Origin of the sequence: Nocardiopsis sp. L17-MgMaSL7 (assembly GCF_003182025.1) — a bacterium.
In the GTDB taxonomy this organism is placed as follows: Bacteria; Actinomycetota; Actinomycetes; order Streptosporangiales; family Streptosporangiaceae; genus Nocardiopsis; species Nocardiopsis prasina.
In genome coordinates, this window is record NZ_QGTF01000010.1 from 1 (window position 1) to 11,908 (window position 11,908).

The following is an 11,908-nucleotide window of genomic DNA, read 5'->3' on the forward strand; positions in this document are numbered from 1 at the left end:
GTCAGAAGGGCGTCAAGGTCGGTCGTCACACACTGATCCTCGACGCCCTTCGTCATGCCCGCAGCTGGTTCAGAGATTTCCCATCAACGATCTAGGGCGTGTTCTGAAGAGCCACTAGTCAGCGGTTCGTGACGCCCCTTCCGAGCCCCGGCAACCACGCCCTATTTCGTATGCAGGAGGGCGACCCATTCAGGGCCGGGAAAGAGGAGGTGTCCGTGGCCGGGGAACTTGGAGTCCCGGACCGCGACACCGGGCCGCAGGCCAGCGACCTCCATGCAATCGCTAGCGTTCGCACTGTGTGAGGATTCGCGGTACCGGGCGACTTCCACGCAGTTCTGCGACTGATTGCTGTAGCTGGATTTGTGGAAGGTGAGTCCGTTGATGTGGGAGTGCATCTCTGGGGCCTCCGCCGGGGGTGGGGGTACTGACTGGCTCATGAACGGTCCTGCCCGCTTCTACACCACGTGTTCAGAGGAGAAAGTCCCGAGCTCTGTCCAGTTGTAAACATGGGCACCCACTGTCCATGGGGCAACAAGGTAACGCGGCCCAGTTGCGTCAGCTAGTAGAACGCACAGGCCCCGGCTGAGTACAGCCAGGGCCAGTTTGCGTGCCAGGGGTTACACCTGGTCGGTGCGGATGACCCCGAGGGCGGCGGCCCACTCCGTGCCTGCGAACCCCAGGTATCCGGCATGCCTGTTCTGGGTGTCGCGGACCAGGTGCTCACCGGGAAGGTCGGCGACCTCCACGCAGTTCTGCGGGGTGCTGTAGCTCGACTTGCGGAACGTGAGTTCGTCGATGTGAAGGTGCATCCTGGGGTCCTCCGCTGGGGGTGGGGCAGTGACTCACTCATACACAGCCCTGCCCGCTTCTACACCCTGTGTGCGGAGAAAACGTCCCTACCCCTGTCCTGCTGCGGACAGTTGCGTCTGGTCCCCGCCCGCAGCCAGAGGGGTACGGTCCTCGCGGGAAATGCATTGGGTAATGCATGTAGAAGGCCCCGACCGCGAGAATTCGCCGAGACGGTCAGGGCCTTCTGCTCTCCAGATCTACCTACGGACGGTTCCGAGTAGTGCTGACCACTCAGTGGCCTCGAACACGAGGTGACCGTGATCGCGGTGCTGGGTGTCGCGGACGGCAGCCGCAGACGGGAGGTCTGCGACCTCAACGCAGTTCTGGTCACGGGCACCGCTGTAGCTGCTCTTGCGCCAGCTGGTGGGGAGGGTTCGGGAAACGCTCATGGGATTGTTCTCTACGCTTTCTGCTTCTCGGTGATCAGGGTCCGGATCAGGGCCCGGGAGTCCTCGACCGACAGGGCGAACGCGGTGATGTGCCGCCACAGGCTCTCGTACTGCTCCAAGTGTGACGGCTTCTCCAAGAACAGCTCATCAGACCACGTGGAGACATAGACCGTGCCCGGGTCCGGATCAGGGAAATCGAGGATTACGAACGGTGCTGTGAGCGCCGCGTGTGGACCGGCCGCGTCAGGAAGGACCTGGACACCTAGACGGGGACCTTGAACCTCCAAGAGGTGTTCCAGTTGTCCGCGAGGGCTCTTGCGAAGGGCAGCTTCGTCCACCACAGCCCAGTACAGGGGCGCGTCGGGACCGGAGAGTACTTGCTTTCGGATCATGCGGGCCTGGACTCGGCGATCGACCTCGTCCTCGTCGGTGAACCCTCCCGCTTTGATCACCGCACGGGCGTATTCCTCTGTCTGGAGTAGACCGGGAATCGCGAGTGCCTCGAACGTTCGGACCGATCGGGCCTCAGCCTCCAGACCGACGAACGTTCCCGATCCCCACACATCGCTGTAGCTGACCCACCAGCCTTGCTGCCGGGACTGCTTGACGAGGGACAGTGTCGCCTCTCGACGCTCAGCATCGGTGATCTCGTAGATGTTGAGGAGGTCCTCGATGTCGCGGCGGTTCGGCCTCTTCCACTGGTTCTGTTCGATGTGGGTGAGCTTGCCACGCGACCATCCGAGCGTGTCGGTCACGTGCTGGGCGGTGTAGCCCTTTGCTTCGCGCATCTCTCGTAGCACGTACGACAGGCGCCGTCGGCGCACGGTCGGGGATCCGGACACGTCGGAGCTCCTTCGGGTTCGACTTCTCTGTGCCGATCCTACGTCGATCTTCGCACTACGGGACATAATGCCGTCCGCCAATCTCTCAGTTGGATGTGGAAGCGTATCCCCTGCGCTTGATTTGTTCATTGGCATTGCAAATTCGGCCGCCAGTGGTGATGATGGCTACACCCAATGCATCGCCGGATCTCTCATCCGGCACCCATACCGGAGGTGCGCGCCTATGGCGCCCCGATCCCTGAATCTCTCTGCGCTGGCATGCATGTGCTATCTCGCGTCCGAGGCGTTCCGTCGCCGTCGTCCCAGGCAGGCCGCGCGGGTGCGTGCCTTCGCCGCCAACCCCCGCCGCACCACTTCTCGCCCGCGAGGCCCGTTGATCCCCTCACCCCGGAGGCCGATCGACACCATTCCCATGGAGGTTCTGGGGGCTGTCCTGGCCGGGCTGCGGCGATTGGCGGTGACCCCGTGAACGCGCTCGCCCCCGCACAGGCCCACCAACAGGAGCGACTCCTCCTGCCCTACGACCTGACCAACAACCCGTGGACCCGGAACGAGGGAGAGCAGTGATGTTGGACGTTGACACCCAGGACCTGCTGGCCGTAGCCGAGAACGCCCTAACCGCCCCGGCTCACCTGACCTCCGCGCAGCTCGCGGAGTGGCACGCCCACACCCTGCGCCACCGCCTCCCGCTGATCCAGGAAGGCTTGCGGATCGCTCGGGAAGAGGGTGACGCGGAGGTGGCGATGCAGCTCATCGACCAGGCCATCCACGACCATCCCACCACCACCGTCACCGCCGTGGCTGGGTCGGTGTTGCATCTGAGCACCGCCGATCAGGGACTCCCTATACCGGAGCACGTGCTCTGTGCCCTGCTCTACAAGCACTGGGCTATGACCGTGGAAGGCGCACCCCCACACGAGGTCTACGTGGCCCGCCGCCCTCTGGGCTGGACCGGTGACGGAGACCCCTACGAAAGGATCACCGCGCCCGACCGCACTGAACTGCTGCGGTTGCTCGCGCACCGCCACCTCGGCGTCCACCGACGTGGCCCCGAACCCCCGACCGCCGCCTGAAGAAGCCCATGAAAAAGCTCTGGCGGGTGCAGCAACACCCCCAGAGCAGGCCGACAACCACCCCTGTCTAAGAGAAAGCGAATTGCCGACATGGCTATTGTGCCGCACACCCCTGCCCTCAACCACACGAACCACCCACCCGCCGGGCCCCGGTGGGAATGCCGCCTCTACCCCGGACAGCTGTCCCACACCCGCCAAGTCCGCACCGACCTGGCCGCAGACCTCAACGGGCTGACCGGTATCGGGGCCGAGGCCCGTCAGGACATGGTGCTGTGTCTGAGCGAGATGTTCGCCAACGCCTGCGACCACTCCCGTTCCGGGCAGGACCCCGAAGGGTGTGTGGTCCGCACCCTGGACACGCCCCGCCCGGGAACGGTCCGGATCTCGATCATCGACGACGGCACCCGCACCGACACCACCGACTCTTCCCCGAAGGTTCCGCGCAGGCGCACCAGGCAAGAGTGGGATCGGGCTGAACGCGGCCGGGGGCTGCTGCTGCTCGACCACCTCGCCACCCGATGGGGAACCCGCCCGGTGCTGGACTTCCCCTTCTGCGCAGGGTTGGGCACCGTCATCTGGGCCGAGTTCACCCACCCCGCACTGACCTGCGCTGGCGACTCCTGCGGTGGAGGTGCCCGATGACCGGCCACCAGCTCAGCGCACAGGTGCGGTCAGTGCTGACCTCACCCCGAGGCCACCGCTTCCACCGCCCAACCACCAGCACCCACCAGCCCAGGCCCACCCCACCTCGGGCCACCCCTCCCCGGGCTGTCCCGCCTCCGGCATCAGAGTCGCCCCGGGCCCGGGCTGTCCCGCCTCCGGCGTCGGAGTCTCCTTGGGACGAGACCTACCAGGCTCGCCAGGAACGCCTGCTGCGCCAGATGAGCGGCAACCCCCGGGTGGCGTACATGCTTCAACACGGACCCCTCCCGCACTGGGTCAAAGTGGCCCGCCAACAACGCGAACAGAAGGCCCAAGAGGCCCAAAGGGCGGCCGCCGCCGCGCGGGCAGAGCCGGAACCGGCCCTCCCTCGGGGCCGCCACCGGGCACCCCGCCGGTGGTGGGGATGGCCCGCCACCGCCATCAGCTCCACCCTCCTCCTGGGCCTGACCACCCTGAACACCCTCGGCCGAACCCTCTCCCACGAGATCGGCATCCCGACCTGACCACAACACCGGGGCCCGGCACTCGCCGGGCCCCGACCACCCCCGCAAACGCGGGAAGCAGGCGACCACTGCCTGGAGAGAGGAAGCGAGACGCCGTGGACGACATGGACCGCCTGCGAAAAGTGCGGTGAGCCGTGCCAAGGCAAGCCGTGCGGTGACTACACGTAGAGCCCCGTTTCGCCCCCGAACCCCGTGGGCCCGGAGACCCGTCTCGGGCGAGCGGGTCCGAACGTCGCCCCGCTCGGCGGCGAACCCCTGTCCAGCGGGTAGATCCCTTCGGGCAGGAACCCCCGTTTCACGGAAGGAGACCTACGTTGTCCGACTTCATGCCCCCACCCACAGTGAACGTTCCGTCCGGCCTGTTCACGTCCCCGCCCCGGGACGTCGTGCAGAGCCCCGAGCAGAGCCACGAGTACAAGAAAAGTTCCGGCTCCTCCGACGCGGCGCACACCTACGACACCACCAAGCGCTAACCATCTGACCCGCTGAATCAACGCACGGCCCCGGAGCGGATGGTCTGGTCGACCCGGACGGGCTGAGGGTCGCGGTCGAGAGGCTGACCGCCGACAGCTACGTCGAGGAGCGAGACGCGAAGCTTCTAGAGGTTCTGAGTCTGCACATGAGCGCTTCGGCGTTCCTTGGTTGAGAGGACGAAGCGTGTTCACCATGCGACCGGCCACCGAGGATGACGTCACGGGTGTGGCCGAGATGATCCGTGCCCGCTGCGGGTGGCAGGAACAGCGCGGTCTGGAGTCCTGGCGCGAGGAAGTCGACGATCTCGCCGGGCAGGCCGGTTCCGGGTTCATGTGGCTTCTCGAAGATGGCGGCCGGGTCGTCGGATGCACCACGGTGACCACGCACTCACCGCCGAAGGACTGGACCCCAGAGGAAGCGGCTGACCCTGCCCTCTACCTGTTCACGACCGTAACTGACCCGGCCTACCGAGAGCACAAGCCGGGGACCTTGATCGCGTTGTGGGCGGTCGACCAGGCCGCTCGGCAGGGACGCCAGTGGGTACGACGTGGCTGTTACTTCCCCGAGTTGGTCAAGTACTACGAGACCCAGGGGTACGACCTGATCAAGGAGCAGGACCGCAGCGCCGGACACCTGTACCTACTCGCGCGTCGCGCTGAACGCCTGGACCTCGACGCCCTCGGGCTGATGACGGTCTGACCCCACCAACGACGAAGAGCGCCCCCAGACCGCCACGGCGGCCTGGGGTGCTTCACATGGCGACGACGTACAAGTCGCCACAGACGGCTGTGCGGCGCGCTTCGGGGTGGACGCCGTCCATGCGTCACCAACGCACCCCGGCCGTCTGGGACCATCCCCGGCGTGCCGGGAGCGGAGTCAGGTGCTCGGGCAGTACAAGCGGCTGAGGTGTTCCTGGAGGAGGGGCGCGGGTGGCTGGGGCATGGTTCCGTCCCCAGCCTGTGGATAACCGGTCGAGAAACGTTACGACGACCGCCGCCGGGACCGCCCCAGCGGCAGGGGTCGGCTTTCGTTGCGTATTTTCGTCACGGCCGAGTTGCGTCCCCGCGACCACCCCGCCGCAGGTCACCACTCCACCCCCCACGCCTCGGAACCAGGGGACCCGGCGCCGCGAACCCCTCACCGGGGGACACGCACCGCCCCCGACTCAGAGCTCCGGGAAACCCACCGTGACCACCAGTCCCCCCTCCGGACGTGCCCTCGCGGTGGCCTTGGCACCGTGCGCTGTGGAGATCGAACGGACGATGGACAGCCCGAGCCCGCTCCCGGGGCGGTCCCGGTGCAGCCGGGCCGCGTCTCCACGGTGGAAGGGCTCGAACAGCTCCTCCGCGTCACGCACCTCCGTCCCGGAGTTGGTCACCCTGAGCACCGTGCGTCCCGCCGCCGTGCGCACCCGCACCTCCACCCACCCGTCGGCGGTGTTGTAGCGCACCGCGTTCTCCACCAGGTTGCGCACCAGGTGCTCCAACAGAACCGGATCGCCGTCCACCGGAGCGGGTTCCACGTCCAACCGCAGGTCCACCCCCTCCTCCTCGGCCGCGCCCGCCTGCTGGGCGACCGCGCCCTGGACCACCTCCGCCAGGTCCACCTCCTCGGTCCGCGCCAGCCCCCGATCGGAGCGGGCCAGCAACAGCAACCCGCTGATCAGCGCCTCACTGCGCGCCACCGAGTCCAGCGCCCTGCGGAAGGCGGGCCGCAGGTCGTCGGGCACCCGGTCCTGGGCCAGGGGCACCTCCAGCGCCGCACGCTGCACTGACAACGGCGTGCGCAGCTCGTGCGAGGCGTTGGAGACGAATCGGCGCTGGGAGTCGAAGGCCCGTTCCAGCCGGGACAGCATCCCGTCGAAGGTGTCGCCCAGTTCCCGGAACTCGTCGTCCGGCCCGTGCAGGTCCAGCCTGCTGTGCAGGTCGTGCTCGGACAGGGTGCGCGCGGCGTCGGTCACCCGGTGCAGGCGCCGGAGCGGCCCGCCCGCGATCACCCACCCGGCCAGCGCGGCCAACAGGGTGACGCCCAGCAGAATCAGCACCGAGTTCAGGAGCAGGTCCGACAGCACCCCCACCTGGTAGTCGTCGACCAGGACGGCCAGGGGCTCGGTCTCCTCCCACCCGGTGACCGGTGCCGCCTCGCCGGTCGGCGCGGGAACGGTCGGAGCCGGGGCGACGAGGGTCTCGGCCGGGTCGCCATTGGGAATCACCGCCGTCGTGGCCAGCTCCACCCCACGCATCTCCAGGCTCGCGGAGACCATCGCGTAGTTGGCGGCGAGGAGCAGCGCCCCGCCGAGGGCGAAGACCCCCGTGTAGACGAGGGCGAGCTTCGTGCGCAGGGTCAGGCTGGTGAACCGGTCCAGCCAGCGTCGTGGCACGGCCATGGGAGCGGCAGCCATGTCAGATCCGGTATCCGTGGCCGGGGACGGTCTCGATCACCGCGGGCGCACCGAGCTTGCGGCGCAACCCGTGCACCACCACCTTCAGCACCCCGCTGAACGGGTCCAGGTGGGCGTCCCACACCTTCTCGATCAGGTGGGTCGCGGTCACCGGCGCCCCGTCCGCGCGCAGCAGCTCCTCCAGCACGCCCAGCTCCTTGGGGGAGAGCGCGAGCGCCCGCCCGTCCCGGGAGGCGGTCCGGCGGGTGGTGTCCACCACCAGACCCGCCCGGCTGAGCGTGGGAGGGGCGGCCGGACGCGCCCGGCGGCCCAGCGCACGCACCCGCGCCACCAGCTCCAGGTACGCGAAGGGTTTGGCCAGGTAGTCGTCGGCGCCCAGGTCGAGCCCGTCCACCCGGTCCTCCAGCCCGCCTGCGGCGGTGAGCATCAGCACCCGCGCCTGCACCCCGGGGTCCTCCGCGATCCGCAGGCACACCTGATCCCCGTGCAGCACCGGCAGGTCGCGGTCCAGGACGACCACGTCGTAGTCGTGCACGGTGGCCATCTCCAGCCCGGTGTCGCCGTCGTGGCACACGTCCACCGCCATGCCCTCACCACGCAGCCCCTCGGCGACCGTCTCCGCCAGGTCGGGCTCGTCCTCCACCACCAGAATGCGCACGCTTCCCCCTCGCCCCAGTCTCCAGCCGTCGCTTTCCCGACTGACCAGCACTATCCGCCGCCCGGTTAGGCCGAGGTTAACCCCGCCGAGCCCCCGCCTGGCCGGGGAACCGGAGGCTCGCGAAACCTGCGGACCCTAACCACCGGCTAACCGTGGTCCCGCTGACATGTGGCGTGCACCCACAAGCGGCGTCGGCGGAAAAACGGCGCCCGAACCTGGAGGACCACATGCGTTCACTGACCCTCACGGCCGTGGCCACGGCGGCGGCCGGGCTCCTGCTCACCGGCTGCGGGGCCCTCGGCGACGACGCGGCGGACTCGGAGTCCACCGAGGAGAAGACCATGGAGGAGGCGATGCTGGACTACGCCGCCTGCATGCGCGACGCCGGTTTCGACATGCCCGACCCCGACTCGGACGGCGGCATGGTCGCCCTCCCCGCCATGGAGGAACCGGACGAGGAGATGCTCGCGGCCATGGAGGAGTGCGACGCGCTCCTCCCGGTGGACGAGAACGCGCCCTCCGAGGAGGAACAGTTCGAGTCCGACCTCATGGTGGCCGAGTGCCTGCGGGAGAACGGCATCGACGTCGAGGACCCCGAGCGCGGCATGGGCCTCGCCATCCCGGTCGACCCCGAGGACGACGAGCACATGGCCGCCGTCAGCTCCTGCACCGAGGAGGGCGGGCGGAGCCTGGAGCTCGAGGCCGGACCCGAGGACGACTCGTGAGCGCGGACACCGAACTCCTTCCCGAGGACGGGGCCGACGACACCGAACGGCGTCGGCCCCGGCGGAACCGGGGATTCCTGTGGCTGGCGGCGGCGCTGCTGAGCCTGGTGGTCCTGTGCGCCGGAGCGGCGGTGACGGCCTGGGGCTGGCCCCAGGGCGCCAAGGAGGAGGAGACCACCGCCCCCGGCGCCACCGCCTCGGTCGAGCGCACCACCCTGCTGCGCGAGGAGCGCCTGGACGGCACCCTCGGCTACGCGGGAGCGGGGTCGTTCTTCGCCAGGTCCGACGGGGTGCTCACCTGGCTGCCCGAGGTGGGCGCCGAGCGCTCCGCCGGGCAGCGGGCCTGGGAGATCGACGGCCGTCCCGTCATCCTGCTGCGCGGGGACAAGCCCGCCTACCGGACCCTGGAGCCCGGATCCAAGGGGCCGGACGTGCGCCAGTTCGAGCAGGCGCTCGCCGAACTCGGGTACGGCGGCTTCACCGTGGACGACGAGTACACGTGGCTGACCGCCGAGGCGGTCAGGCGCTGGCAGAGGGACACCGAGGGAATGGAGGTCACCGGCACGGTCGAGCCCGATCAGATCTGGTACGTCTCCGGACCGGTCCGGGTGACCGGCCACGAGGCGGCGGTCGGCGAGAGCGTGGGACCGGCGACCCCCCTGCTCACCACCGCGTCCACCCACCGAGTCGTCCGGATCGACCTCAAGGTGGGCGACCGCGACCTCGTCGACGAGGGCGACGAGGTCACCGTGGAGATGCCGGACGGCCAGACGGTCGACGGCGAAGTGGAGTCCGTGGGGGACGTGGCACAGGTGGAGGAGGACGAGTCCGGTATGGGCGGGAGTGGCTCGGCCACCGTGGAGGTACTGGTCTCCCTCGACGCGGAGGGCGACGGCGCCGAGGGCTTCCTGGACCAGGCGCCGGTCAAGGTCCGGGCCAAGGGGGAGTCGCGCGAGGACGTGCTCGCCGCCCCGGTCGGTGCCCTGATCGCCCTCTCCGGAGGAGGCTACGGGCTGTCCGTGGTGGGCGGCGACGGAGCGGTGAGGGACGTTCCGGTGGAGACCGGCTGGTTCTCCGACGGGCTCGTGGAGGTGACCGGCGACGGCGTCGACGCGGGCACCGAGGTGGTGGTTCCCGAATGACCGCCGTGGAGTTCACCGGGGTGAGCCGCCACTATCCGGGCGGGGTTCGGGCGCTGGACGGCGTGGACCTGAACGTCGAGCGGGGGGAGATGCTCGCGATCGTGGGCCCCTCGGGGTCGGGGAAGTCCACGCTGCTCAACCTGCTCGGCACCCTGGACGCCCCGACCTCCGGCCACGTGCGCGTGTTCGGCCACGACGTCGGCGAGCTCACCGACGACCAGCTCTCCGCGCTGCGGGCGCGGACGATCGGGTTCGTCTTCCAGCAGTTCCACCTGGCACCCAACGTGTACGCGGTGGACAACGTGGCCGACGGTCTGCTGTACTCCGGCGTCCCGGCCCGCACCCGCGTGCGGCGGGCCCGGCGGGCACTGGAGCGCGTGGGGTTGGCGGACCGGGCCCACCACCGGCCGCACGAGCTCTCCGGAGGGCAGAAGCAGAGGGTCGCGATCGCCCGGGCCGTGGTGGGTTCGCCGCCGCTGCTCCTGGCCGACGAGCCCACCGGGGCGCTGGACACCGCCTCCGGCGACGCCGTGATGCGGGTGCTCCGGGAGCTGAACGGGGACGGAGTCACGGTTGTGGTGATCACCCACGACCGTGAACTGGCCGCCTCCCTGCCGCGCCGCGTGGAGGTGCGCGACGGCCGTGTCGTCGAGGACTCGGGTACCTCACGGGGAGCGGGCGACCCAGGAGCCCTTGGCGTCCCACCGGCCTCGGAGAACCCCCTGGCTCCGGGCGTCGCTCCGGGCCCGGAGAGTACGTGGAGCCGGGCGGAGGCGGGCCGGTGAGGGGGCTCCTGCGGCGGTGGCGCGACCGCCGATCACCGCTCCGCCCCGCCCGACTCTCCCTGGTCGACCGGTTGCGCACCGGATCGAGCGGGCTGCGCGCCCGGCCCACGCGCGTGGTGCTCTCCGCCCTGGGCATCGCCATCGGGATCGCCGCGATGGTCGCGGTGGTGGGGGTCTCCTCCTCCGGCCAGGCCGAACTCGAACAGCGGATCGCACGGCTCGGCACCAACCTGGTCACCGTGAGTCCGGGCGAGGACCTGTTCGGCGACGCCGCCAAGCTTCCCGAGGAGGCGCGGGGGCGGATCGACCGCATGCCGGAGGTCGAGCACACCTCGCAGGTGGAGCAGGTGAGCGGGACCCACGTCTACCGGAGCGACCTCGTGCCGAGCGCGGAGTCCGGCGGTATCACCGCCTACGGGGTGGACCTCGACCTGTTGGAGGCCGTCCGCGCTGAGGTGGACGAGGGCACGTGGCTGAACGGGGCCACCTCCGACCACCCCGCCGTCGTGCTCGGCGCGTCGGCGGCCGGGCGCCTCGGCGTGGACCGGATCACCCCGGACACGCTGGTGCTGATCGGGGACACCTACTTCTCCGTGGTCGGTGTGCTGGAACGGGTGGAGCTGGCGCCGGAGCTGGACAACGCCGCGCTGGTCGGCCAGCGGGTCGCCGAGGACGTGCTGGGTGCCAAGGGCGAGGCCTCCACGGTGTACGTGCGGGTCGATCCCGACCAGGTGGAGCGGGTCCGGGACGAGGTGGGCCGCAACGCCAACCCGGAGAAGCCGAACGAGGCCAAGGTCTCCCGCCCGTCGGACGCGCTGGAGGCCCAGCAGGCCGCTGACCAGACCTTCCAGGGCCTGCTGCTCGGGCTGGGCGGGGTCGCCCTGCTCGTGGGCGGCGTGGGGGTGGCCAACACGATGGTCATCTCCGTGCTGGAGCGCCGGGGTGAGATCGGCCTGCGGCGCGCCCTGGGCGCCACCCGACGCGACATCCGGGGCCAGTTCCTGGTGGAGGCGATGGCCCTGTCCGCGCTGGGCGGGGTGTTCGGGGTGCTCCTGGGTTCCCTGGCCACAGCGGGGTACGCGCTGCTGCGCGGCTGGCCGGTCTCCCTGCCCTGGTGGGCGGGGGCGGGCGCGGTGGCCGCGACGGTGGTCATCGGCGCGGTGGCCGGGATCGTGCCCGCACTGCGGGCCGCCGCACAGCACCCCACCGAAGCGCTCGGCACCGCCTGAGCCCCGGCACTGCTTGAGCTCCCGGCTCCGTCTGAGCCCCGGGTCCGTGAACCACGGCGGCCCGGACCCGGTACTTCCCGGGTCCGGGCCGCCGATCGGGTTCGATGCAGCCGATCGTGCCTCACACCTGCGTGCCGTCGGAGCCCGGCACCGGTACCTTCCACCCCGGCAGGGT

15 protein-coding genes are annotated in these 11,908 nt (G+C 69.8%); 9 read left to right on the forward strand and 6 right to left on the reverse strand.

What is annotated here, in order from left to right:
• Nucleotides 1–161 precede the first annotated feature (161 nt).
• The 4 genes from BDW27_RS18215 to BDW27_RS18230 form a co-directional block, all read right to left on the reverse strand.
• Complete coding sequence (locus BDW27_RS18215; RefSeq protein WP_370446532.1) at nucleotides 162–437, reverse strand: DUF397 domain-containing protein; 276 nt, start codon at nucleotides 435–437, stop codon at nucleotides 162–164.
• A 180-nt stretch (nucleotides 438–617) separates the two neighbouring features.
• The gene (locus BDW27_RS18220) at nucleotides 618–809 is read right to left on the reverse strand and encodes a DUF397 domain-containing protein (protein WP_110050508.1); all 192 of its coding nucleotides are present in this window, start codon (nucleotides 807–809) and stop codon (nucleotides 618–620) included.
• A 237-nt stretch (nucleotides 810–1,046) separates the two neighbouring features.
• A complete protein-coding gene (locus BDW27_RS18225) occupies nucleotides 1,047–1,238 on the reverse strand; it encodes a DUF397 domain-containing protein (RefSeq protein WP_110050510.1) in 192 nt (63 codons plus the stop codon).
• A gap of 11 nt (nucleotides 1,239–1,249) precedes the next feature.
• Nucleotides 1,250–2,080 carry a helix-turn-helix transcriptional regulator gene (locus BDW27_RS18230; protein ID WP_110050512.1) on the reverse strand — a complete coding sequence of 277 codons (831 nt, stop codon included), beginning with the start codon at nucleotides 2,078–2,080 and terminating at the stop codon, nucleotides 1,250–1,252.
• 566 nt (nucleotides 2,081–2,646) lie between these two features.
• On the opposite strand from BDW27_RS18230, the gene BDW27_RS18235 reads away from it, so the two are divergent.
• The 5 genes from BDW27_RS18235 to BDW27_RS18250 all read left to right on the forward strand — a co-directional run bounded on the left by BDW27_RS18235 (nucleotide 2,647) and on the right by BDW27_RS18250 (nucleotide 5,492).
• Nucleotides 2,647–3,153, forward strand: a complete 507-nt coding sequence (locus BDW27_RS18235; RefSeq protein ID WP_110050514.1) for a hypothetical protein — start codon at nucleotides 2,647–2,649, stop codon at nucleotides 3,151–3,153.
• Between the two features lie 90 nt (nucleotides 3,154–3,243).
• The gene (locus BDW27_RS18240) at nucleotides 3,244–3,795 is read left to right on the forward strand and encodes an ATP-binding protein (protein WP_110050516.1); all 552 of its coding nucleotides are present in this window, start codon (nucleotides 3,244–3,246) and stop codon (nucleotides 3,793–3,795) included.
• Nucleotides 3,796–4,061: 266 nt separating this feature from the next.
• On the forward strand, nucleotides 4,062–4,319 hold the full coding sequence (locus BDW27_RS18245) for a hypothetical protein (protein ID WP_233515803.1): 258 nt from the start codon (nucleotides 4,062–4,064) through the stop codon (nucleotides 4,317–4,319).
• 314 nt (nucleotides 4,320–4,633) lie between these two features.
• The gene (locus BDW27_RS27540; protein WP_199560701.1) at nucleotides 4,634–4,792 is read left to right on the forward strand and encodes a hypothetical protein; all 159 of its coding nucleotides are present in this window, start codon (nucleotides 4,634–4,636) and stop codon (nucleotides 4,790–4,792) included.
• 184 nt (nucleotides 4,793–4,976) lie between these two features.
• Nucleotides 4,977–5,492, forward strand: a complete 516-nt coding sequence (locus tag BDW27_RS18250) for a GNAT family N-acetyltransferase (RefSeq protein WP_110050520.1) — start codon at nucleotides 4,977–4,979, stop codon at nucleotides 5,490–5,492.
• Between the two features lie 466 nt (nucleotides 5,493–5,958).
• On the opposite strand, the gene BDW27_RS18255 is transcribed toward BDW27_RS18250, so the two are convergent.
• Nucleotides 5,959–7,194, reverse strand: a complete 1,236-nt coding sequence (locus tag BDW27_RS18255; RefSeq protein ID WP_233515804.1) for a HAMP domain-containing sensor histidine kinase — start codon at nucleotides 7,192–7,194, stop codon at nucleotides 5,959–5,961.
• 1 nt (nucleotide 7,195) lies between these two features.
• Entirely contained in the window at nucleotides 7,196–7,852 is a 657-nt protein-coding gene (locus tag BDW27_RS18260) for a response regulator transcription factor (RefSeq protein ID WP_049579705.1), read from the reverse strand.
• A 227-nt stretch (nucleotides 7,853–8,079) separates the two neighbouring features.
• On the opposite strand from BDW27_RS18260, the gene BDW27_RS18265 reads away from it, so the two are divergent.
• The 4 genes from BDW27_RS18265 to BDW27_RS18280 are packed head-to-tail and all read left to right on the forward strand — an operon-like array spanning nucleotide 8,080 to nucleotide 11,733.
• A complete protein-coding gene (locus BDW27_RS18265) occupies nucleotides 8,080–8,577 on the forward strand; it encodes a hypothetical protein (protein ID WP_110050522.1) in 498 nt (165 codons plus the stop codon).
• Nucleotides 8,574–9,719 (forward strand): peptidoglycan-binding protein, encoded by a 1,146-nt coding sequence (locus tag BDW27_RS18270; RefSeq protein WP_110050524.1) that lies wholly within the window; start codon nucleotides 8,574–8,576, stop codon nucleotides 9,717–9,719. The genes BDW27_RS18265 and BDW27_RS18270 overlap by 4 nt, the downstream gene beginning before the upstream one ends.
• Nucleotides 9,716–10,504, forward strand: coding sequence for an ABC transporter ATP-binding protein (locus tag BDW27_RS18275; protein WP_110050526.1), 789 nt, complete (start codon nucleotides 9,716–9,718; stop codon nucleotides 10,502–10,504). The genes BDW27_RS18270 and BDW27_RS18275 overlap by 4 nt, the downstream gene beginning before the upstream one ends.
• Entirely contained in the window at nucleotides 10,501–11,733 is a 1,233-nt protein-coding gene (locus tag BDW27_RS18280) for an ABC transporter permease (protein ID WP_026129210.1), read from the forward strand. The genes BDW27_RS18275 and BDW27_RS18280 overlap by 4 nt, the downstream gene beginning before the upstream one ends.
• Nucleotides 11,734–11,908 lie beyond the last annotated feature (175 nt).

What these genes read in the sequence shown, in the direction of transcription:
- BDW27_RS18225 (WP_110050510.1), bottom strand. Translation starts at nt 1,238, where the DNA reads ATGAGCGTTTCCCGAACCCTCCCCACCAGCTGGCGCAAGAGCAGCTAC.
- BDW27_RS18275 (WP_110050526.1), top strand. Translation starts at nt 9,716, where the DNA reads ATGACCGCCGTGGAGTTCACCGGGGTGAGCCGCCACTATCCGGGCGGG.
- BDW27_RS18265 (WP_110050522.1), top strand. Translation starts at nt 8,080, where the DNA reads ATGCGTTCACTGACCCTCACGGCCGTGGCCACGGCGGCGGCCGGGCTC.
- BDW27_RS18220 (WP_110050508.1), bottom strand. Translation starts at nt 809, where the DNA reads ATGCACCTTCACATCGACGAACTCACGTTCCGCAAGTCGAGCTACAGC.
- BDW27_RS18215 (WP_370446532.1), bottom strand. Translation starts at nt 437, where the DNA reads ATGAGCCAGTCAGTACCCCCACCCCCGGCGGAGGCCCCAGAGATGCAC.
- BDW27_RS18255 (WP_233515804.1), bottom strand. Translation starts at nt 7,194, where the DNA reads ATGGCTGCCGCTCCCATGGCCGTGCCACGACGCTGGCTGGACCGGTTC.
- BDW27_RS18235 (WP_110050514.1), top strand. Translation starts at nt 2,647, where the DNA reads ATGTTGGACGTTGACACCCAGGACCTGCTGGCCGTAGCCGAGAACGCC.
- BDW27_RS18245 (WP_233515803.1), top strand. Translation starts at nt 4,062, where the DNA reads ATGCTTCAACACGGACCCCTCCCGCACTGGGTCAAAGTGGCCCGCCAA.
- BDW27_RS18240 (WP_110050516.1), top strand. Translation starts at nt 3,244, where the DNA reads ATGGCTATTGTGCCGCACACCCCTGCCCTCAACCACACGAACCACCCA.